The organism is Dietzia sp. CH92 (assembly GCF_032248695.1).
In the GTDB taxonomy this organism is placed as follows: domain Bacteria; phylum Actinomycetota; class Actinomycetes; order Mycobacteriales; family Mycobacteriaceae; genus Dietzia.
In genome coordinates, this window is sequence record NZ_JAVHXC010000004.1 from 403,068 (window position 1) to 421,830 (window position 18,763).

The 18,763-nt window shown below is 72.5% G+C and carries 21 protein-coding genes and 1 pseudogene; 5 read left to right on the forward strand and 17 right to left on the reverse strand.

Translation table 11 applies throughout. The features are described from left to right. Positions 1-473 precede the first annotated feature (473 nt). Entirely contained in the window at positions 474-2,102 is a 1,629-nt protein-coding gene (locus RWK90_RS11160; RefSeq protein ID WP_314037691.1) for an NAD(P)/FAD-dependent oxidoreductase, read from the forward strand. Positions 2,103-2,277: 175 nt separating this feature from the next. Here RWK90_RS11160 and RWK90_RS11165 read toward each other — a convergent pair whose 3' ends face one another. The 4 genes from RWK90_RS11165 to RWK90_RS11180 all read right to left on the reverse strand — a co-directional run bounded on the left by RWK90_RS11165 (position 2,278) and on the right by RWK90_RS11180 (position 5,613). Further along, positions 2,278-2,433 (reverse strand): DUF6131 family protein, encoded by a 156-nt coding sequence (locus tag RWK90_RS11165; RefSeq protein WP_167400690.1) that lies wholly within the window; start codon positions 2,431-2,433, stop codon positions 2,278-2,280. Positions 2,434-2,543: 110 nt separating this feature from the next. Continuing rightward, the gene (locus RWK90_RS11170; protein ID WP_314037692.1) at positions 2,544-3,227 is read right to left on the reverse strand and encodes a TenA family protein; all 684 of its coding nucleotides are present in this window, start codon (positions 3,225-3,227) and stop codon (positions 2,544-2,546) included. A gap of 3 nt (positions 3,228-3,230) precedes the next feature. Then, complete coding sequence (locus RWK90_RS11175; protein ID WP_314037693.1) at positions 3,231-4,319, reverse strand: NADH:flavin oxidoreductase/NADH oxidase; 1,089 nt, start codon at positions 4,317-4,319, stop codon at positions 3,231-3,233. 70 nt (positions 4,320-4,389) lie between these two features. After that, positions 4,390-5,613, reverse strand: coding sequence for an FAD-binding oxidoreductase (locus RWK90_RS11180; RefSeq protein WP_314037731.1), 1,224 nt, complete (start codon positions 5,611-5,613; stop codon positions 4,390-4,392). A gap of 108 nt (positions 5,614-5,721) precedes the next feature. Here RWK90_RS11180 and moaCB point away from each other — a divergent pair, with 108 nt between their 5' ends. Together moaCB and RWK90_RS11190 are read left to right on the forward strand one after the other, a co-directional pair. Next, positions 5,722-6,756, forward strand: a complete 1,035-nt coding sequence (gene moaCB / locus RWK90_RS11185) for a bifunctional molybdenum cofactor biosynthesis protein MoaC/MoaB (protein ID WP_314037694.1) — start codon at positions 5,722-5,724, stop codon at positions 6,754-6,756. Then, positions 6,756-7,268, forward strand: a complete 513-nt coding sequence (locus tag RWK90_RS11190; protein ID WP_314037695.1) for a molybdenum cofactor biosynthesis protein MoaE — start codon at positions 6,756-6,758, stop codon at positions 7,266-7,268. Before moaCB ends, RWK90_RS11190 begins: the two co-directional genes overlap by 1 nt. A 40-nt stretch (positions 7,269-7,308) precedes the next feature. Here the strand turns inward: RWK90_RS11190 and RWK90_RS11195 are convergent, their stop codons facing one another. Then, positions 7,309-7,935, reverse strand: a complete 627-nt coding sequence (locus tag RWK90_RS11195) for a nucleosidase (protein WP_314037696.1) — start codon at positions 7,933-7,935, stop codon at positions 7,309-7,311. A 153-nt stretch (positions 7,936-8,088) separates the two neighbouring features. Between RWK90_RS11195 and RWK90_RS11200 the strand changes: the two genes are divergently transcribed. After that, on the forward strand, positions 8,089-8,736 hold the full coding sequence (locus RWK90_RS11200; RefSeq protein ID WP_314037697.1) for a hypothetical protein: 648 nt from the start codon (positions 8,089-8,091) through the stop codon (positions 8,734-8,736). A 3-nt stretch (positions 8,737-8,739) separates the two neighbouring features. Here the strand turns inward: RWK90_RS11200 and thpR are convergent, their stop codons facing one another. The 8 genes from thpR to RWK90_RS11240 all read right to left on the reverse strand — a co-directional run bounded on the left by thpR (position 8,740) and on the right by RWK90_RS11240 (position 14,128). Then, a complete protein-coding gene (thpR, locus tag RWK90_RS11205; RefSeq protein ID WP_314037698.1) occupies positions 8,740-9,330 on the reverse strand; it encodes an RNA 2',3'-cyclic phosphodiesterase in 591 nt (196 codons plus the stop codon). Beyond that, positions 9,330-9,794, reverse strand: a complete 465-nt coding sequence (locus RWK90_RS11210; RefSeq protein WP_314037699.1) for a CrcB family protein — start codon at positions 9,792-9,794, stop codon at positions 9,330-9,332. Before RWK90_RS11210 ends, thpR begins: the two co-directional genes overlap by 1 nt. Beyond that, the gene (locus RWK90_RS11215; protein ID WP_314037700.1) at positions 9,791-10,243 is read right to left on the reverse strand and encodes a CrcB family protein; all 453 of its coding nucleotides are present in this window, start codon (positions 10,241-10,243) and stop codon (positions 9,791-9,793) included. The genes RWK90_RS11210 and RWK90_RS11215 overlap by 4 nt, the downstream gene beginning before the upstream one ends. Further along, complete coding sequence (locus RWK90_RS11220; RefSeq protein WP_314037701.1) at positions 10,240-11,118, reverse strand: maleylpyruvate isomerase family mycothiol-dependent enzyme; 879 nt, start codon at positions 11,116-11,118, stop codon at positions 10,240-10,242. The genes RWK90_RS11215 and RWK90_RS11220 overlap by 4 nt, the downstream gene beginning before the upstream one ends. Then, on the reverse strand, positions 11,115-11,960 hold the full coding sequence (locus tag RWK90_RS11225; RefSeq protein ID WP_314037702.1) for an acyl-CoA thioesterase domain-containing protein: 846 nt from the start codon (positions 11,958-11,960) through the stop codon (positions 11,115-11,117). Before RWK90_RS11225 ends, RWK90_RS11220 begins: the two co-directional genes overlap by 4 nt. Beyond that, entirely contained in the window at positions 11,957-12,631 is a 675-nt protein-coding gene (locus RWK90_RS11230; RefSeq protein ID WP_314037703.1) for a TetR-like C-terminal domain-containing protein, read from the reverse strand. The genes RWK90_RS11225 and RWK90_RS11230 overlap by 4 nt, the downstream gene beginning before the upstream one ends. A 279-nt stretch (positions 12,632-12,910) precedes the next feature. Further along, positions 12,911-13,252: an Lsr2 family protein gene (locus tag RWK90_RS11235; protein WP_314037704.1), complete on the reverse strand. Its 342-nt coding sequence runs from the start codon at positions 13,250-13,252 to the stop codon at positions 12,911-12,913. Positions 13,253-13,414: 162 nt separating this feature from the next. Then, positions 13,415-14,128 (reverse strand): sirohydrochlorin chelatase, encoded by a 714-nt coding sequence (locus tag RWK90_RS11240; protein WP_314037705.1) that lies wholly within the window; start codon positions 14,126-14,128, stop codon positions 13,415-13,417. Between the two features lie 76 nt (positions 14,129-14,204). On the opposite strand from RWK90_RS11240, the gene RWK90_RS11245 reads away from it, so the two are divergent. Continuing rightward, positions 14,205-14,996 (forward strand): lysophospholipid acyltransferase family protein, encoded by a 792-nt coding sequence (locus RWK90_RS11245; RefSeq protein WP_314037706.1) that lies wholly within the window; start codon positions 14,205-14,207, stop codon positions 14,994-14,996. Positions 14,997-15,036: 40 nt separating this feature from the next. On the opposite strand, the gene RWK90_RS11250 is transcribed toward RWK90_RS11245, so the two are convergent. The 4 genes and pseudogenes from RWK90_RS11250 to RWK90_RS11265 form a co-directional block, all read right to left on the reverse strand. After that, entirely contained in the window at positions 15,037-15,903 is an 867-nt protein-coding gene (locus tag RWK90_RS11250) for an NAD(P)-dependent oxidoreductase (protein WP_314037707.1), read from the reverse strand. Beyond that, on the reverse strand, positions 15,900-16,682 hold the full coding sequence (locus RWK90_RS11255; RefSeq protein WP_314037708.1) for a phosphoadenylyl-sulfate reductase: 783 nt from the start codon (positions 16,680-16,682) through the stop codon (positions 15,900-15,902). The genes RWK90_RS11250 and RWK90_RS11255 overlap by 4 nt, the downstream gene beginning before the upstream one ends. Next, a complete protein-coding gene (locus tag RWK90_RS11260; protein ID WP_314037709.1) occupies positions 16,679-18,373 on the reverse strand; it encodes a nitrite/sulfite reductase in 1,695 nt (564 codons plus the stop codon). The genes RWK90_RS11255 and RWK90_RS11260 overlap by 4 nt, the downstream gene beginning before the upstream one ends. Before the next feature lie 156 nt (positions 18,374-18,529). Then, positions 18,530-18,763 (reverse strand): annotated as a pseudogene (locus tag RWK90_RS11265) (hypothetical protein); the annotation flags it as partial.

Genomic DNA, 18,763 nt, shown 5'->3' on the forward strand with positions numbered 1-18,763 from the left:
CACCCTGAGGACCACCGGCTCCATATCAGCGAGAGACCCGTCTCCCCCTCCGGCGGATCCACCCCCGACTGCACATCCTGCTGCCAGTATCCCGACCAGCGGGATAGACATGGCTCGCAACGCCCGCGCGATCCTCGGTCGATGGTGCATATGACACTCCTCATGTTTGGGCCCCGCCCACGGGGACAAGGCAGACCTGGACGTCCTGCACCCTGATCTCGGCTCGCCTCTCATCTCGAGGCCGCTGACGGACCGGGACCCGGACTTTCGGCCCGGGGTTTCGGACCATTTGCAGGTGATGCAAGACACAGTACACTCTCGGGGCGTCGGCGTATACAACTTTGGATACATTCCGGCATCCAAGGCTGGACGCCACTATGCTCCGAGGACAGAGTCCGGGAGCGGGCGTACGCCTACCGCTTCCCACCAGCCCATATGCGGCGACGTGGGACAACTAGAGGAAGTGTGAAGAAATGTCACAACGTGGAACCCAGGCCGCACACGACGTCGACTTCGTGGTCGTCGGCGCCGGCTTCGGCGGACTGAACGCTGTTCACAATTTCAACGCCGCAGGGTATAGTTTGCGGGCTTTCGACTCGGCGCCCACAGTGGGCGGAACGTGGTACTGGAACAGCTACCCCGGAGCTCGGGTGGATATCGAAACACTCGAGTACTCGTACGGGTTCATGGATGAGATCCAGCAGGAGTGGTCGTGGCCGCACCGTTACGCGATGGGCGAGGACGTTCTCCGGTACCTGGAATGGGTTGCCGACAGGCTCGACCTGCGGCGCCATTACGACTTCAACGTCCGGGTCGAGTCGTGCGTCTATGACGCCGAGTCCGCTACATGGACCACGACGACCGATACGGGCGAGCAGATCAAGTCGCGGTTCGTCCTGCTCGCCGTCGGGTTCCTGTCCGCCGTCAATTACCCCGACCTACCCGGCCTCGACGGTTTCGAGGGCGATCTGGTCCACACCGGCGCGTGGGATCCGCAGATCGAGCTCACCGGCAAGCGGGTTGGCGTCTTGGGAGCAGCGTCGAGCGCCGTCCAGCTCGCGCCTGTGATCGCCGACGACGTCGGCCATCTCACGATGCTCCAGCGCACGCCTAACTGGTGCTCGCCGATTCGAAACGAGCCTCTCGATCCTCACTACGAGGAGTACGTAAAGAAGTACTACCGCGAGATTCGTACTCTCGAGCACGACTCCGGGATCTCCGGAATGATCCTCGTCGATAAGAAGATCACGATGCCGTCCCCGCGGAAGGCGTTCGACATCTCTGACGACGAGCGTGAAGCCATCTACCAGAGGATCTGGGATCGCGGGGGTCCCCACTGGTCCTTCGCATTCAGTGACACCTCCACCGACATGGCCGCGAACAAGGCCCTCGCGGACTTCACCGAGCGGAAGATCCGTTCTATCGTCAAGGACCCCGAGATCGCCGACAAGCTCATCCCCGACCATCCGATCGGCTCCCGTCGGCGACCCGGCGTGACTGGTTACTACGAGATGTTCAACCGGGACAACGTCTCCCTTGCATCACTCCTGGATGACCCGATCTCCACGGTGACCCCCACCGGCGTGCGCTTTGAAAGCGGACGCGAGATCGACCTCGACGTGCTGATCTGCGCCACCGGTTTCGACTCCGGCGCGGGTGCCGCGCTCCGGATCGACATCCGCGGCCGAGACGGGCTGACTCTCAATGAGCACTGGTCGGGTGGCGTACGTTCACACCTCGGGATGATGGCGACAGGCTTCCCCAACCTCTTCCTCATCAACGGGGCGCAGAGCCCATCCGCCTTCTTCTCGCCCCCTCTACTGGCTGACTACCAGAATCGTTACATCCTTCGGATGCTGGATGGGATGGCGGAAACCGGAGCCATCGCCATCGAGCCGACCCCTGAATCGGTGGCGGAGTGGCAGGTCAGACTCGACAAAGCTATCGAGGGGACCGTCATCGCACAGGGTGATGGGTGGTGGATGAGCGCCAACATCCCCGGCAAGCCCCGCCAGATCCAGGTATGGGGCGCGCCGTTCCGCGAGTACCGGTTCCTCGCCGAGGCCGCGCTCTGCGGGTTCGACGGTTACATCACCGAGTAATCGACCCCGGCCCGGGTCGTCGCCTTGAGCGGAGACCGGGGTACCACCCACGCTGGGCAGGGTCTGACCGAACCGGCCCCTGAGACGAGAGTGTCCCGCGCACCCGCCGATGGCGGAACGTGCGCGGGACACTCTCGTCGGTCCAGCGGAGTGCCGGCGGTCTACGCCGGCGCGTTCAGAACCAGTGCTTGCGTCCACCGACCGCGCGGCCAGCGGCACCGAGGATGACGAGGATGACGCCGATCGCGAGGAGCACCAGCCCGATCGTCCAGAGGATGGGGATGTCCAGGAGGAAGCCCAGGATCAGCAGGATCGCACCGAGGATGATCATTGTTCAGCCCTTTCGATTAGTCGGATCAGGATGGGCCGAGCGTAACCAGATCCACGAGAAACCACGACCGATCGCGACCGATCGCGTCCGATGCCGACCGCCGCGGGCGCTCAGAGCACGCTGTCCAGCGCCTGCTGCCAGAAGTCGATCTCCAGTCGGGTCGCCGTGCGGAACACGTCGGTGAGCTCGTCGAGCCGGCGGTCGGTGAGCCCACCGCCGGCCAGGACGTCGAGCTGCTCGATCGCGGCCCGGGAGGCGGCGGTGAACTCTGGGCCCGAGTACTCGGCGATCCACTCGCCGTACGGGTGCCCGCCTCCACCCCCGTCCCCGTCGCCGCCGTACTCGTCGAGCCGGGGGGCCAGGTGGGCGCCGATCTCGGCGTAGCCGATCGTGCACGGCGCCAGGGCGACGTGCAGGTCGAGGACGTCGCCGGCCATGCCGGCGTCGAGCACGTAGCGGGTGTAGGCGACGGTGGCCTGCTTCTCGGCGGCGGCCTCGAGCTCGGGACGCGGGATGCCCCAGCGTTCGGTGAGGCGCAGGTGCAGCTCCGTCTCCGCGAGGATCGCGCCGGTCGCGGCGTGCGCGGCGGTGATGTCGGCGAGGGTGCGGCTCTTGTACGCGGCCAGGGCATTGGCGCGGGCGAACTGCACCAGGAAGTGGAAGTCCTGCACGAGGTAGTCGCGGAACACCGCGAGCGGCAGGGCGCCCGCGCCGAGGGCGGTGACGAACTCGTGGCGGGTGTAGGCCTGCCACTCGTCGCGGCAGCGGTCCTTGAGGGTCTCGAACAGCGTCACGGGTCAGTCCCACTTCCCCCGCGTGTACTGCGGCGGGTATGGCGCGTCGCGCCAGTCGAGGCCGAGTTCGGCCGCCGCGCGCTGGGGCCAGGCGGGTTCGCGGAGTCCTGCGCGGCCGAGGAACACCACGTCGGCCCGCTCCTCGGCGAGCAGCCGCTCGGCGTACTCCGGATCGCTGATGAGGCCCACCGCGCCGGCCAGGACGGCGCCCGACGCCCTGACCTCCTCGGCCAGCGGCACCTGGTAGCCCTGCTCGAGCGCCACCGGCGGCCGGTCGGGCGTGTTGGCGGCGGAGGAGACGTCCACCAGGTCGACGCCGTGCTCGGCGAGCCGGGCCGCGAGCCAGCGGGAGTCCTCGGGCGTCCACCCGTCGGGCACCCAGTCGGTCGCGGAGATGCGCACGAACAGCGGCTTGCCCGCGGGCCACACCGCGCGCACGGCGTCGCAGACCTCGAGCAGCAGCCGCACGCGGTTGTCGCGGGAGCCGCCGTAGGAGTCGGTGCGCTCGTTGGACAGCGGCGAGTAGAACTCGTGCAGCAGGTACCCGTGCGCGGCGTGGATCTCCACCACGTCGAATCCGGCCTCGTCGGCGCGGCGGGCGGCGTCGGCGAAGGCGGTCACGACGTCCCGGATGCCGTCCGCGTCGAGCGCCTCGGGTGTGGCCATGTCGCCGAACGGGATCGCCGACGGCGCGACGGTCGTCCAACCGCCCTCCTCGACGGGCAGGGAGCCGACGGGATAGCCGGGCCACGCCCGGTACGCGGACGCCTTGCGTCCGGCGTGGGCGAGCTGGATCCCGACGGCGGCGCCCTGCGAGTGCACGAAGTCCACGATGGGCGCCCACGCGTCGCGCTGCGCGTCGTTCCACAGGCCGGCGTCCTCCGGGCTGATCCGCCCCTCGGGCACGACGGCCGACGCCTCGGCGAGGATGAGCCCGAACCCGCCCTGCGCCCGCGCGCCGAGGTGGACGAGGTGCCACGGCGTGGGCACGCCGTCGCGGTCCTCGCACGAGTACTGGCACATCGGCGAGAGCCACGCCCGGTTACGGATCGTCAGGTCCCGGATGCGGATCGGTTCGAAGAGCAACGCCATGTCCGCGATTAAACCCCCACCGGTGCCGCCACGCCGCCGGGGCCCGGTCGGCGCCGGCCGGGCCGGGCGCTCACCGCAGCGGGTCGAACGGCGTGAGCACCGGGTCGATCCGCCCGGTGACGATCTGCTCGGCGAGCAGTCTCCCGGTGGCGGGACCCAGCACGACCCCCCACATCCCGTGACCGCCGGCGACGTACACCCCGGGCCCGCGGGTGGCGCCCACCAGCGGCAGTCCGTCGGGTGTCACGGGCCGGGAGCCGACCCACTCGTCGCGCCGGTCCTCGAGGTCCACGCCGCGGAACAGCCCGTCGACCTGGTTGATCATCGCCCGGATCCGCCGGTCGCGGGGCGGCTCGTCGGGCCCGAGGAACTCCATGGTGCCGGCGATCCGGAGCCGCCCCTGGTACGGGGTGCAGGCGATACGCTGCGCCGGTAGGTAGACGGGGTGCCGGATCGGCTCGTCGGTCTCGACGGCGAACGAGTATCCCCGGCCGGCCTGGACCCGGGTCCTCACCCCGAGCGAGCGGGCGAGCCGGGGCATCCAGGCGCCGGTGGCGATGACGACCGCGTCGGCGCCGAGTTGCTCCCCCGTGTCGAGGACGACCTGCGGGGTGCGGCCGGGCGTCACCCCGGTCACGGCGTCGCCGGTCCGGAGCGTGCCGCCACGGGCGCGAACCGCGTCGCCGAGCGCGGTCACGAACGGGCCCGGTTCGATGTAGCGCTGCCCGTCCATCCGGTAGGCGGAGGTGACCGCGTCCGAGAGGACCGGTGCGAGTGTCGCGGGGGCGTCGAGGCGCTCCACCTCGACCTCCATCCCGTGGCCGCGTACCCACCGGATCTCGTCGAGGAACGCCCCGGCCTGCGCGGGCGCGGTGAACCCCACCACGAAGGGCCCCTCGCGCGTGCCCGCCTCGACCCCACCGCCGGTGAGCTCGTCGAACGCCTCGAGCGCGAGGCTGCTGATCGGGGCCAGGCCGGCCATGGTCCGATGCCAGGCCCGCATCGTCCCGTGCGCGAGGAAGCGGGCCAGGAACCCCCACAGCCCGGGATCGCATCGCAGCGGCACGTGCAGTGCGGCATCCGGGTCGATCAACGCCCGGGGCCCGTAGGTCCACACGCTCGGATCCGCCAGCGGCAGCGTCAGGGCCGGGGAGAGGTAGCCGGCGTTGCCCCACGAGGAGCCCGCGGCGACCCCCTCCCGGTCGATCACCGTGACCTCGACGCCGTGCTCCTGCAGATGCCAGGCCGTCGAGAGCCCGACCATCCCCGCACCGATGACGATCGCCGTCTCCATCTCCCCGCCTCCTCCACCGGTCACACCGCGACACCTCCAGCATGCCCGGCGGCGGCCCTCCCCTGATCCGATCGGCCGCACCCGTCCCGGCGGACTAGCGTGGAGGCCATGGCAGACCCGCATCACGCCCCCTCCGGCCTCACCCACCTCGACCCGGAGGGTCGCGTGCGGATGGTCGACGTGGGCGACAAGGCCGTCACGACCCGCACCGCGACCGCCGAGGGGGTCTTCCGCACCCGCCCCGACGTGGTGACGATGGTCGCGGGCGACGCCCTGGGCAAGGCGGATGTGCTGGCGACCGCGCGCCTCGCCGGCATCGGCGCGGCCAAGAAGACCTCCGAGCTCATCCCGCTGTGCCACCAGATCCCGTTGAACTCGGTGAAGGTGCACTTCGACCTCGACGAGGCCGCCGGGGAGATCGTCGTCCGGGCCACCGCCAAGACGACCGGCCGGACGGGTGTGGAGATGGAGGCGCTCACCGCGGTGTCGGTCGCGGGCCTCACGCTGCACGACATGGTGAAGGCCGTCGACCCGCTCGCCACCATGGACGGCGTGCGTCTGGCCGCCAAGTCCGGCGGCAAACGTGGTGACTGGACGCGAGAAGGGCACGGTGGGATCGCCGACGACGACGAGGGCGCCCGCTCGAACTCCGGGCCCGCCGCGCTCGACGTGGGCCGAACCGGTGTCGTCGTCGTCTCCTCCACGGCCGCCGCCCGCGGCGACCGCCCTGATACCACCGGTCCCGCCATCGAGGACTGGTTGCGGGCGCGCGGTTTCTCGCCGGTCGAGGTGCACGTGGTGGCCGACGCGGACGTCGCCACCGCGGTGACCGAGCAGGTGCGCCGCTCCCCGGCGGTGCTGCTCACCACCGGCGGGACGGGCGTGGCGCCGGACGACCGGACCCCCGAGGCCACCGCGCCGCACCTCACGCTCGAGCTGCCGGGGGTGGCCGAGGCGATGAGGGCGCGGGGGCTCGCGGCGACGCCGACGGCGGCGATGAGCCGCGGCCTGGCCGGGTTCGCCGGGCGCACGCTGGTGGCCAACCTGCCGGGGTCGACGGGCGGCGTCCGCGACGGGCTGGCCGTGCTCGATGAGCTGCTCGAGCACCTGCTCGACGTCCACGCCCACGGCGGGGGGCACTGATGCCGGCCCCGACCCCGGCCCCGGGACAGCCCGCCGGACAGGTCTCCGGGCCGCTCGCGCGGATCACCGGGGAGCCGATCGATCCCCGCGAGGTCGAGCGGGAGGTGTGGAGCACGGCGGACGGCGCGATGGTGACGTTCTCCGGGATCGTGCGGGACCACGACGGCGGGCGCGCCGATGTCGAGCACATCGAGTACTCCGCCCACCCGGTCGCGCAGGACGTGCTGGCCCGGCTGTGCGAGGAGGTCGCGAGCGGGCACTCGGGCCCCGCCGGCCCCGACGGCCGGCCGACCGATCCGCAGCGCGTGACGCGCGTGGGCGCGGTGCACCGGGTGGGCGTGTTGACGGTCGGCGAGGTGGCGGTGGTGGCCGTGGCGGTGGCCCCGCACCGCGCGGAGGCGTTCGCGGCGTGCTCGGAGCTCATCGAACGCCTCAAGCACGAGGTCCCCATCTGGAAACGCCAGCGCTTCTCCGACGGCCTCACCGAGTGGGTGGGCGTCGGCGACTGCTGACCCGGGCGGCCGGGGCGGGGCCGGGCGGGACGGGCGGGGATCAGCCCAGCCGCGTACCGACCCACTCGGCCAGCACCCGCGCGCACGCGTCGACGCCCTCGACCCACGTGGTGCCGGCGGACTCGTCCGCGGAATCCGACACGTGCTTGACCAACCGGGTCGGCACGCCGAGCATCGCCCCGGCCGCGGCGACGGCGTAGCCCTCCATGTCCACCAGATCCGCGATCCCCGACAGCCGGTCCCGCACCGGGCCGCCGGCGACGAAGCGGTCCCCCGTCGCGAGCACGGGCGCGGCGGTGCCGCCCGGGGCCGAGGGCTCCGCCGCGCGGGCCGGCGTCACCGCTCGGGTCGCCGACAGCGCCAGCGGCGGCCCGTCGTGGCGTCCGGTGACCGCGTGCAGCGCGGGGTCGTCGAAGTCGTGCTGGAAGACCGTCGCGACCTCGTGGGTGCCCTCCATGCCCGGGTGCAGCCCGCCGGCCGTGCCGACGTTGACCAACTCGCGCGGTCGCGCGCCACCGCCCAGGGCGTGCGCCACGGACACCGCCGCGCGCACCTTGCCCACCCCGGTGACCAGGACCGGGAAGTCGGTGACGAAGTGCCGCGCCTCCTGTTCCAGCGCGACGACGACGAGGGGATGAGCAGGGTCCACGGTCCCGATGAGTTCCACGTGCTCACGGTAGCGCGCAGATGAAGAAGCCTTCCTCCCGGTTTCATGTCGACCTCATCCCCCGCCCCTACCGTGGACACCGTCACCACCACGGACCGGGAATCGCGGCGTACGCCGCGTGCGCCCCGTCCACCCCGAGCGAAGAGGTCGCCCATGTCCGTCCACGCCGCCCGCACCCGCCGCACCCCTCGAGCGCGACAGGCCCTGCTCGCGATCCCCGTCGTCGCGCTGCTCGCCGCGGGCTGCGCGTCCGGATCCGGCGACGACCCGGCCACCGAACAGACCGCCGCCGAGCAGACCGTCACCGTGACCGCCCCGGCCGGGTCCGCTCCGGCCGAATTCACCCCGGCCGCATCCACCGTCCAGCCCGCCCCCGGCGCCACCGACTGCTCCGACGAACGCACGGGCCAGGACATCTCCGGCGACGTCCGGGTCCCGGGCGGGCAGACCTGCGTCCTGCGGGATCTCACGGTCACCGGCGACATCGACGTCCTCGGCGGCGGCCGACTCGAGGCGTACGACGTCCGCGTCACGGAGGACATCGAGGCCGAGGGTCACGACTCCGTCCTGGTGTCCGGCGGCGAGGTCACCGGCTCGGTCGAACTCGAGTACGGCGGCGAGGCGACCCTGGAGAACGTCCGCATCGGCGGGGACGTGGAGTCCGACAGCAACTCCGGGCCCCAGCGGTTCGAGGGCAACACGATCGGCGGGGACCTCGAGTGCGAGGAGAACGACCCGGCACCGGTCGGCGGCGGCAACCAGGTCGCCGGCGAGCGCGAGGGCCAGTGCGCCGGCCTCTGAGCGTCAGCCGCCGGCGGGGTCCCACCAGCGCCGCTCGCGCGAGCCGAGCGGGAACCGGGCCACCACCTCGTGGCGGGCCCGGCCCCGCGGCCCTTCACCGAGGAACGAGTCGACGAGCGCGATCTCCGAGACCTCCCAGTCGCTGCTGGTGAACGTGTCGAGGACCCGCAGCCACGCGGTCGCGTCATCGCGGCCACCGAGCCGGGCCAGCGTGAGGTGGGGCCGGAAGCGCGCCCCGTCCGGGACGCATCCGGCGGCGTTGGCCGCCGACCGGGCACCGGCGGCGAGAGCGTCGAGCGGCCGCCCCTCCGGCTGCTCCACGCCCGCCCACAGCACCTTGGCCCGCTCCACGGACGGGAACGCGCCCGCGCCCGCCAACCGCACCCGGAACGGCTCACGCTTGCGCGCGACCGCCGCCAGCCTCTCGGTGAGCTCGTCGAGCCGCCAGTCGTCGACATCCGGGCAGAACGTCAGCGTGACATGCCACTGCGACGGACCGGTCCACGCCAACCCGGGCCGCGGCTCGAGGAACGTCTCGAGCTGCTCGCGGACCTCCTCCGGCGGCAGCACAGCCACGAACATGCGGTGACCCATCACCCCACAGTGGACCAGCCGCCCGCCGGCCACAAGGCCCCGCCCGCCCACTCGCCCGCCCAGAGCCCGGCGGCCGCCACGGCGACCGTGGCGATCATCGTCCCGAGCCCGTAGGCCAGCGCCGTCCCGATCCGGCCGGTACGGGCGAGGAGGACGGTGTCATAACTGGCGGTGGAGAATGTCGTGTACCCGCCCAGCACGCCGGTGCTGAGCACCGTCACAACGGTGTTCACCTGCGACGACCCGAGGCCACCCCCCGCCGCCCCCGCCACCCGGGCGGCCGCCCAGCCCCACAGCAGTCCGAGCGCGAACGAGCCGGAGAGGTTGATCACCAGGATCCCCACCGGGAACCCCCGCGGCCACCGCGCGGACACCCACCGGTCCACGACGTGGCGCAGGGCCGCCCCCGCCCCGCCACCGAGGGCCGCCCACCCGATCACGGCCCATGCGGCCGACGCGGTCACGTCGCCGCCCCCGCACCGGGCCCCGGACCGAGGCGTCGGCGCAGCCCGCCCACCAGCGCGAGACCGCCCACCGTCGCCGCTGCCCCCGCGACCAGGGTGACCATCGCGTACCCCGCAGCCGCGGTCACCGCGGACCCCGAGGCCAGCTCCGCCACCTGCACGGCGACCGCCGAGTAGGTCGTGAACCCGCCGCAGAAGCCGGTCCCGAGGAGCAGCCGCGCACCTCGTCGTCGTCGCCCCCTCGCACGGTCCGCCTCCCCGGCGTCACCGTCGCGCCGCACGTCACCGCGCGCGGCGAGCGACGCCAGCAGCACCGCCAACAGGAACGCCCCCACCACGTTGACCAGCGCGGTGGCCGCCATCGGCGAGCCGGGGAGCGCGAGCGTGACCGCTGCGCGAGCCGCCGACCCGACCGCGCCGCCGAGCGCGACCAGCAGCACCGACGTCACAACGTCAGCCCGGCCTCCAGGGCGGCGTCGAGGCCTGCGCGGTCCCCGGTGATCTCCAGACCCGGGGCGTCCGCGCGGACCCGTCCCCACAGCAGCAGCGCGAGCGTCTCCGGCGGACCCGCCACCTCGACCTCACCGCCGTCGGGCGGCCCGGTCAGCTCCCATTCCAGCGCACCGAGCGCGCCCGCGCCGACCGGCTCCGCGCCCGCGGCGAGGCCACCGGTCGGCCCCGCGGCAGCGTCACCGGCGTGTGGTCGCGCGCGCAGGCGGAGTGTCACCGGCAGCGCGGCGGTGCGGGGCGAGAAGTGCGGGCGCATCACCGTGCACAGTTCGTCGATCCCGTCCACGGCCACGTCCTCGGCGACGGGCGTCGTCGCGGCGGCGCCGTGAAGGGCGGCCTCGACGTCCCAGCGGTGGATCGTCGTCTCGTGCAGCTGCCGCCGCAGCCAGAAGTCGGCGCGGCCCGGGCCGGAGAAGGTCCAGGCGGGCGCGTCGGCGGCGGTGTCGGCGAGCGTCGCGAGCATCTCGTCGGCGATCCGCGCGTACCAGTCGGCCAGCGCCGCCGCCCCGTCGGTGGCCGGCGGCGCCGAGCGCTGCACCGCGCCCATGCCCCGGGTCCGGGCCTCGGGGGTCGCCGCGCGGACGGTCTCGCCCGCCCACCAGTTGATCGTGCCCAGGTGCGCGACGAGGTCGTGGACGGTCCAGTCCGGGCACGAGGGCACGGGCGCGGTCACGTCCGCGTCCGCTGACGCGCCGAGCCCGTCCCCGGCCAGCGCGAACCGCACCAGCCCGACCTGCGCCTCCAGCGCGTCGAGCATCCGCTCGCGGGTGAGGCGACCGGCGGGGCGGGAACCGGGGCCGGACGGGCCGGTCATACCCGCGTCGCCTCCTCGGAGCGGGGGCCCGGTCCACGGCGGGTGAAGTCGATCTGCCGACCCGCGTTGGACACGGCGACGACCGTGCCGGTCGCGAACACGCCGTCACGGTCGAACAGGGACGCGGTGCCCACGGCCACACCGTCGGCGCTGATGTGCTCGTCGGCCTCGATCCCCAGGTCCCGCGAGCGCGGCAGCCGCGCCAGCGCCACGGTGAGGTCGGCGTTGATGAAGCCGATGCCCTCGTCGCCCCAGTGCGTCATGAGGCTGGTCGACTCGGCCAGCGTCACCGCCCGCTGGAACGGGGTGGAGTCCTCGCCGGCGATCGTGTCGAGGGGCTGCTGCCAGAACCGCTTGCGCTGGTCGTTCTGGTGCAGTCCCATGTCGCGGTCCCACGTGCCGGGGTCCTCACCGCTGCCGAAGAAGACGTTGGAGCCGGGCTGGTCGGGCTCCGGCTCGGCGTCGGTCGGCGGGCCGACGACGCGCCCCGACGTCCAGATCCGGCCCGGCGGCTGCTCACCGCGACGCAGTTGGACGAGGGTGGCGCGGGCGACGGCCTTACCGCCCTGCGTCAGCTCGACGTCGGCCACACGGATGCGGTTACCGGCGCGGATCTCCTCAGTGCGCGCGACGAGCGGCTCGTTACGCACGGGCGCGAACAGGTCCACCGTGAGACGCGCGGGCTGGAAGCCCTCGGCGCCGTGCCCGGCCTCGAGCGAGCGTGCGGCCGCGGCCACCACGGCGGGGCCGTTGACCATGCTGTCCGACCAGGCGCTGCGCGCGTACCTGGTGGGGACGTAGGCGCCCGAGTCGTCGAGGGTGAAGAAGGCGCGGTCGCTCATCGGGTCGCGCCGTCCGTGCCGGTGGCGCCGAGCTCGCGCGCCCTGCCGGCCCACGAGCGCAGGATCGCCGCGAGCTGCGTCTCGAAGTACTGCTCGGCGCTGGGCGAGGAGCGCCACACGCTGAGCTCCAACGAGACCACCCCGTGAAGCGACGCCCAGATGGCGGTCGCGGCCTCGTGCACGTCGACGTCGCGGAAGACGCCCTCGTCGACGGCGGCGTCGACCACCTCGAGCAGCGGTTCGCGCCACAGCGACGCGTCGGCCCCGGGCGTCCCGCGCCCGGCCTCCGCGCGCGGGGACCGCACGGGCTCGCCCACGACGAGGCCGTAGAGCCCCTCGTTGTCCAGCGCCCACAGGCGGTAGGCGCGGCACAGTGACCGGACGTCGCCCTCGACGCTGTCGTGGCGGAGCGCGCCGCGCAGTGTGGCGGCGAGGTCGCGGTCGGCCTCGTGCGCGACGGCGGCGAGCAGTCCGGCCTTGCCGCCGAACATCGTGTAGATCGCGGTGGTGGAGGTCCCCTGGGACGCGGCGAGCGGCCGCAGGCCGAGCGTCTCCGGTGGTGCGTCGCGGAGCCGCCTGGTGGCCTCGTCGAGGATCCCCTGCCGCAGCGAGTCGTCGTACTGGGCGTGAGTGGAGGCGCGGGTGCCCGCGCGCGGCGAGGAAGGGGTCACCCCGGCAGGGTACGACGACGACGAGGATTTCAGTGCCATAACAGCGTGGCGTGTCGCCCGGGACCGCGTGACGGACGTCGCGAGTCGGCCCCGGCGGTCGGCCCCGACGATCGGCCCTCGCGGAGCGGGAATGCGGAGAGCGAAAGCGACGGGAAAGGGCCCGCGCCACCTCAGCGACACGGGCCCTTTCCACTGGCACCGCAGAGAAGACAGTTCTCACTGCCAACGTCCAGTTACGGGCTGTGATTCAGTTCTCTTCCGCGGGTCCGCAGAATTCGATCAGTTGGCGGCGGCGTACGCATCCATGATGTCGGCGGGAATTCGGCCGCGGTCGGAGACCTCATATCCGTTCTTCCGTGCCCATTCCCGAATGGCCTTGGTCTCCCCCGATGCGGCGGACTTGCTCGCCGTCCGCCGCGCCGGCTTCGCCTTACCCGTGGTCACGCGGTGACCGTTCTCGACGTACGGCGCCATGACCTCGCGGAACTTCTCCGCGTTCTCATCGCTGAGATCTATCGTGTATTCCTTGCCGTCAAAGGCGAACGAAATGGAATTGGCTTCCGTGCCGAGATCCGTTCCGTCGAGGTCGTCGATGTACTGCACCTGGAACTGCTGTGCCATGCTTTCTTCTCCCTGATCCGGCTGGCCCTCTATCGACGCCATTATGCACACACTCATGAGAACTCGCACATACAAAGCGAGGCATCTGAGTTCCCGGAAATGTGTGCGGTACTGAACTTCTAAGCCTGATCACAGTGTCCGGTGTGTACTTTCTGAGGCTATTCAGTGTGTGAGCGGGTCGGAATTCTCGCGATATCTCCGGATTATCAGGTCGACGATCTCCGGGTGCGCGCCCAGAGGCTCGGAGGTGATATCCGCGCCGGCGGCGGCCATCCGGTCGGCGAAGAACCCCGGCGCGAGGAGGTGCGTCGCCACCGCGATCCGGCGGTGGCCCTCGCCGCGCAGCAGCGAGACGGCCTCGTCGACCTTCGGGCTCGCGGCGGACGCGAACGCCGCCGTGACGGGCGTGCGCAGCAGGTCGGCGAGGCGATCGGCGAGGGCGCGGGTCTCGGCGAGCGACGACGCGTCGCTGCTGCCGGCCGCACCCAGGACCACCGCGTCCGCCCCGAAGGCGCCGACCGCCCCGGCTTCGGCGAGCCGCTGTACGAGTGCCCGCACGACCTCCGGTTCCGGGCCCAGGTGCGGGGTCTGCACCACGGGCCCGGGCGCCTCCCGGCACGCCCGGCCGACGTCGTGGACCACGTGGAACCCACGCGCGAGGAACGCGGGGACGACGACGGTCGGCGCGCCGTCTGAGAGAACCTTCTCGGGTCCCGGCTCCTGGACGTCCACCCAGGCGAGCCGGCAGTCCACGCCGGGCAGCTGCTTGCGAGTCTCGAGCAGGATCCGTCCCAGGACCCGGCGCCCGGTGGCGGACCGCGTCCCGTGCGCGACGAGCAGGAGCCGGGGGCGGGTCGGGCCGGGCGGGGCAGTCATGTCACCGAGCATGCCGCACTCCCCGCGCCCCGTCGCATCGGCTCCGCCACGCCGGGGGATGGGGGAAACTGGGCAGATGGGAGCGAGCGGTGAGGCGAGGGCGCGGAGGCGGCGTCCCGAGGTGACGGTGGCCAACTGGGAGGCCGTGTACGACTTCTACGGACCCCGCCGCCGGCGGAACTGGTTCACCTACCCGCTGCTGACGCTCGTGGACGCGATCTACCGGCCGCGGCTGCGCATCGCGCCGGAGACGGTCGCGGAGCTGCACCGCCTCCACGACGCGGGGGTCGGGATCATCGTGGCCGCCAACCACCCGTCGGCGCACGACCCGACCGTGCTCGCGGCGGCCGTGTTCGACGAGCGGGTCCGTTTCCTCGCCGAGGGCACGGGCCTGACCAAGGACCCCATCTTCCGCGGTCCGCTGCGCCCGATCTTCGAGTACACGGGCACGGTGCCCGTCTTCCGGGCGAAGAACTACCAGGGCACGGCGTCGGAGATCCACGAGGCCGCGGCCGCGCGGCTCATCGAGGTGTGCGTGGAGCGTCTGGTCGACGGCGGCGTGGTGCTCACCTTCGTCGAGGGCACCAACTCCTCCGCCGACGACCTGCGGACGTTGCGGCTCGAGTCGGTGAAGAAGGGCGTCGGCATGATGGTCGCCGACGCGCGCCGAGCGGGGGCCGGTGTCGCGGTCCTGCCGCTCGGTCTCGCGTACCACGGTCGCGAGCATGCGGGGCTGCCCCCGCGACGCGCCGTGGTGGCCGCGGGTCGGCCCCTGCTGTGGGAGTCCGGTCCGCCGCCGACCGTCGACGAGGTGCGCCGCGCCGTGCGGGACGGCATCGACGACGCCCTCACCGCGGCCTGGGGCTAGGCCGGCCCGAATCACGCCGGCTCGATCTGGCCAGCCGGCCTCAGACGACGCCCGGGACGACCTCGAACTCCACCCCGCCGGCCTCGAGCTCGCGGGCCCGCTCGGCCAGGGTGGCGGCCGCCGCGATCCGCACGACCCCGTGCCCCGCCGCGTACCGCGTCGCCACCAGTTCCGCCACGCGGGCGGCGGGCAGGTCGGGTCCGGCTTCGAGCACCTCGACGTCGTCGTCGAGCTCGGCGAGGAGTGCGGCGTCGGCGGCACCGTCGACGACCAGCACGTCGGCGGTGTGGACGAGTCGCCGCGCGCGGACGGTGAGCAGGTCGCCGTCGCCGCTGCCGCCGACGAGCGCGACCCACCCGGTCGCCCGACGCCGTCGCGCACGCAGCCCCGCGGGCGCGGTGGCCAGGGACCGCGCGACGTGGCGCCCCACGCGCACCGACCGACGCGGGTCGCCGGAGTCGACGGCGATGCGCACCATCCCGGCGGGCGTCGCGACGGCCGTGCGCGCGGGCACCCGCACCGATCCCAGCGCTGAGTCCCCGGCGGTGACGCACCAGATCCGTCGCTCCTCGCACAGGGCGGCGACCTCGGCGTCGACCCGGGGGTCGCCGGTGGCGACGTGCACCATCCAGGGGCTGTCCAGGTCGGTGGGGGTGAAGGACCGGGTGACGACGACGAGGTGGTCCCCCGCCCGCGCGGCGAGGTCGGCCATCGCCGGGTCGACTCGCGGGGCCACCACCCGGACCACCGCGCCGGCCTCGAGGAAGGTCGCCGCCCGGCGGGCCGAGACGGGCCCCGCCCCGACGAGCAGCACCTCGCGACCGGCGAGGCCGACCGTGAGCGGCAGCCCGTCCAGCGTGGCCGCGGGTGGGGCCTGCGGCGTCGCCGACGAGACCGCGGTGGTCACAGGTGGATGCCGCACTCGGTCTTGGACGACCCGGCCCAGCGGCCCGAGCGGGGGTCGGCACCGGGCTCGACGCGGCGGGTGCAGGGCTCGCAGCCGATCGACGGGTAGCCGTCGTCGAGCAGGGGGTTGAGCAGGCAGCCGTGCTCGGCCGCGTAGTCGTGGACGCGCTCGAGGGTCCACGCGACGAGCGGGTTGATCTTGACCATGGAGTGCTTCTCGTCCCACTCGACCATGGCCGCGCCGGCGCGGTGGTCGGTGTCGACGCGGCGCAGGCCGGTGATCCACGCCTCGTAGCCGGACAGGGCGGCGTCGAGCGGCTCGACCTTGCGCAGGCGGCAGCACATCTCGGGGTCGGTCTCGTAGGGGCGCGGGCCGAGGGCGGCCTCGTGCTCCTCGCGGGTCGCCGGGCTGCGCACGTCCACCACGTTGAGGCCGGGGGTGGCGGCGAGCGCGTCGCGGACGCCGACCGTCTCGGAGAAGTGGTAGCTCGTGTCGAGGAACAGCACGTCCACGCCGGGGGCGTGGGGCGCCGTCATCTCGGGCACGACCGTGTTGGCCATGGAGCACGCCACCGCGAGCGCGTCACCGAAGGTCTCCCCCGCCCAGGCCAGGACCTCCGCCGGGTCGATCTCGGCGTGGTTGCCGTACAGGCCGCGGTCGTCGAAGCGTCGGCCGGCCTCCTCGGCGATGGCCTTGAGCTCGGCGGTGGTGCGCTTGCGCCCGGGGCCGGGCGTGAGGACGGTGCTGCGGGGCAGCAGTTCCAGGCTCACAGCGGTCATACGAGGACCTCCTCGTCCACCCGGTGCGCCCACTCGGCGAAGGTCTCACCAGCGGCACCGGTCTCCATGTACTTGCGGATCACGCGTTCGACGTAGTTGGGCAGCTCCGCCGACGGCACGCGCAGGCCGCGGACGGTACGACCCAGGCCGCCGGACTCCTGGTCCTCCGACGCGAGCCCGCCGCCCAGGTGGACCTGGAAGCCGGGGGTGTCGCCGTCGAGGAGCTGGCCCTTGAGGCCGATGTCGGCGGTCTGGATGCGGGCGCAGCTGTTGGGGCAGCCGTTGAGGTGGATCGACAGCGGCGTGCGCAGCGGAGCGTCGTCGGCGAAGCGCCGCTCGAGCTCGTCCACCAGCGCGGTGGCGGTGTCCTTGGTGTCGACAAAGGCGAGCTTGCAGAACTCGATGCCCGTGCACGCCATGGTGGCGCGGCGGAACGAGCTCGGGCGGGCGTGCAGGCCGATCTCCGCCAGGCCCTCGACCAGCTGGTCGACCTTGTCGGGCTCGACGTCCAGCACGAGGAGCTTCTGGTGCGGTGTGAAGCGCACGCGGTGCGACCCGGCGGCCTCGGCGAGGTCGGCGACCTGCGCGAGCTTCTCGCCGCCGACGCGGCCGACGGTCGGCGCGGCGCCCACGTAGAAGCGCCCGTCCTTCTGCTCGTAGATGCCCACGTGGTCACCCGAGCCGACGCCACGCTCGGGCGCGGGGCCGTCGGGGAGCTCGCGGCCGAGGTACTCGTCCTGCAGCACCTGGCGGAACTTCTCGGCGCCCCAGTCCTTGATGAGGAACTTCAGCCGGGCGCGGGTGCGCATGCGGCGGTAGCCGTAGTCGCGGAAGATGCCCACCACGCCGGCCCACACCTCGGCGGCCTCCTCCTGCCGGACGAAGACCCCGATGCGCGTCGCGAGCTGCGGGTTCGTGGACAGCCCGCCGCCGACCCACAGGTCGTAGCCGGGGCCGAGCTCGGGGTGCACGACGCCGACCAGCGAGATGTCGTTGATCTCGTGGACCACGTCGAGGCTCGGGTGGCCCGTGATGGCGGACTTGAACTTGCGCGGCAGGTTCGAGAACTCGGGGGTCCCGATGTACTTGGCCTTGATCTCCTCGATGATCGGGGTGGGGTCGAGGATCTCGTTCTCCGCCACACCCGCGACGGGGCTGCCGAGGATGACGCGGGGGCAGTCGCCGCACGCTTCGACGGTGTCGATGCCCACGTCCTCGAGCCGCTGCCAGATGGTGGGGACGTCCTCGATGGCGATCCAGTGGTACTGGATGTTCTGCCGGTCGGAGATGTCCGCCGTGCCGCGGGCGAAGTCGGTCGAGATGCCGGCCAGCACGCGCAGCTGGTCGGTCGTGACGGCGCCACCGTCGGTGCGGACGCGCATCATGAAGTACTTGTCCTGCAGCTCGTCGGCCTCGAGCTTGGAGGTCCGGGAGCCGTCGAGGCCCTGCTTACGCTGCGTGTAGAGACCCCACCAGCGCATGCGGCCCGACAGGTCGTCCGACGGGATCGAGTCGAAGCCCTCCTTGGAGTACGTGTCCAGGATGCGCTGGCGTACGTTGAGGGCGTCGTCCTCGAGCTTGAACTGCTCGTTGTGGTTGAGCGTCAGCTTGCCGTCGATCTTCCACTGCCCCTGTGGCTTGGCCGCGCGCGCGGGACGAGCGGTACGGGGGGCGGCTGCAGTATCGGTCATGGCGGCGAGAATAGTCAGAACAGACTGGTCTGTCTAACAAGGGTGGCCTAACACTCACGGACGACACGCCCCCGCCTGACCCCCGCCGAGCGCGGCCTCCTCCCACCCTCGCGGCCCCCTCTCACCCTCGCCGCCCCGGCTCGCGCGCACACCGCCTCAGAAGGGTGGTGGTGGTTCGAGTTGTTGGTCGAGTTGCTTGTCGAGGTGGTCGAGCAGGGCTTGGCGGATGGCGTGTTCGAGGGTGCTGTGGTGGGGTTTGTTGCGTTGCCACCAGCGGCTGTCGTCGGCCGGGCTGAACCCCTTCGGCGCAGCCGGGGTCGGGGCCGGGCTGGTGGTGGGCGATCCGGGCGAGGTGGCTGCTTGGGTGCGTTCGCGGTTGAGGCGTTGGGC

Excerpts from the sequence above, each read along its gene's own strand:
- RWK90_RS11160 (WP_314037691.1), top strand. The coding sequence starts at position 474 with ATGTCACAACGTGGAACCCAGGCCGCACACGACGTCGACTTCGTGGTC.
- RWK90_RS11165 (WP_167400690.1), bottom strand. The coding sequence starts at position 2,433 with ATGATCATCCTCGGTGCGATCCTGCTGATCCTGGGCTTCCTCCTGGAC.
- RWK90_RS11175 (WP_314037693.1), bottom strand. The coding sequence starts at position 4,319 with ATGGCGTTGCTCTTCGAACCGATCCGCATCCGGGACCTGACGATCCGT.
- RWK90_RS11180 (WP_314037731.1), bottom strand. The coding sequence starts at position 5,613 with ATGGAGACGGCGATCGTCATCGGTGCGGGGATGGTCGGGCTCTCGACG.
- moaCB (WP_314037694.1), top strand. The coding sequence starts at position 5,722 with ATGGCAGACCCGCATCACGCCCCCTCCGGCCTCACCCACCTCGACCCG.
- RWK90_RS11190 (WP_314037695.1), top strand. The coding sequence starts at position 6,756 with ATGCCGGCCCCGACCCCGGCCCCGGGACAGCCCGCCGGACAGGTCTCC.
- RWK90_RS11200 (WP_314037697.1), top strand. The coding sequence starts at position 8,089 with ATGTCCGTCCACGCCGCCCGCACCCGCCGCACCCCTCGAGCGCGACAG.
- thpR (WP_314037698.1), bottom strand. The coding sequence starts at position 9,330 with ATGGGTCACCGCATGTTCGTGGCTGTGCTGCCGCCGGAGGAGGTCCGC.
- RWK90_RS11220 (WP_314037701.1), bottom strand. The coding sequence starts at position 11,118 with ATGACCGGCCCGTCCGGCCCCGGTTCCCGCCCCGCCGGTCGCCTCACC.
- RWK90_RS11225 (WP_314037702.1), bottom strand. The coding sequence starts at position 11,960 with ATGAGCGACCGCGCCTTCTTCACCCTCGACGACTCGGGCGCCTACGTC.
- RWK90_RS11235 (WP_314037704.1), bottom strand. The coding sequence starts at position 13,252 with ATGGCACAGCAGTTCCAGGTGCAGTACATCGACGACCTCGACGGAACG.
- RWK90_RS11240 (WP_314037705.1), bottom strand. The coding sequence starts at position 14,128 with ATGACTGCCCCGCCCGGCCCGACCCGCCCCCGGCTCCTGCTCGTCGCG.
- RWK90_RS11245 (WP_314037706.1), top strand. The coding sequence starts at position 14,205 with ATGGGAGCGAGCGGTGAGGCGAGGGCGCGGAGGCGGCGTCCCGAGGTG.
- RWK90_RS11255 (WP_314037708.1), bottom strand. The coding sequence starts at position 16,682 with ATGACCGCTGTGAGCCTGGAACTGCTGCCCCGCAGCACCGTCCTCACG.
- RWK90_RS11260 (WP_314037709.1), bottom strand. The coding sequence starts at position 18,373 with ATGACCGATACTGCAGCCGCCCCCCGTACCGCTCGTCCCGCGCGCGCG.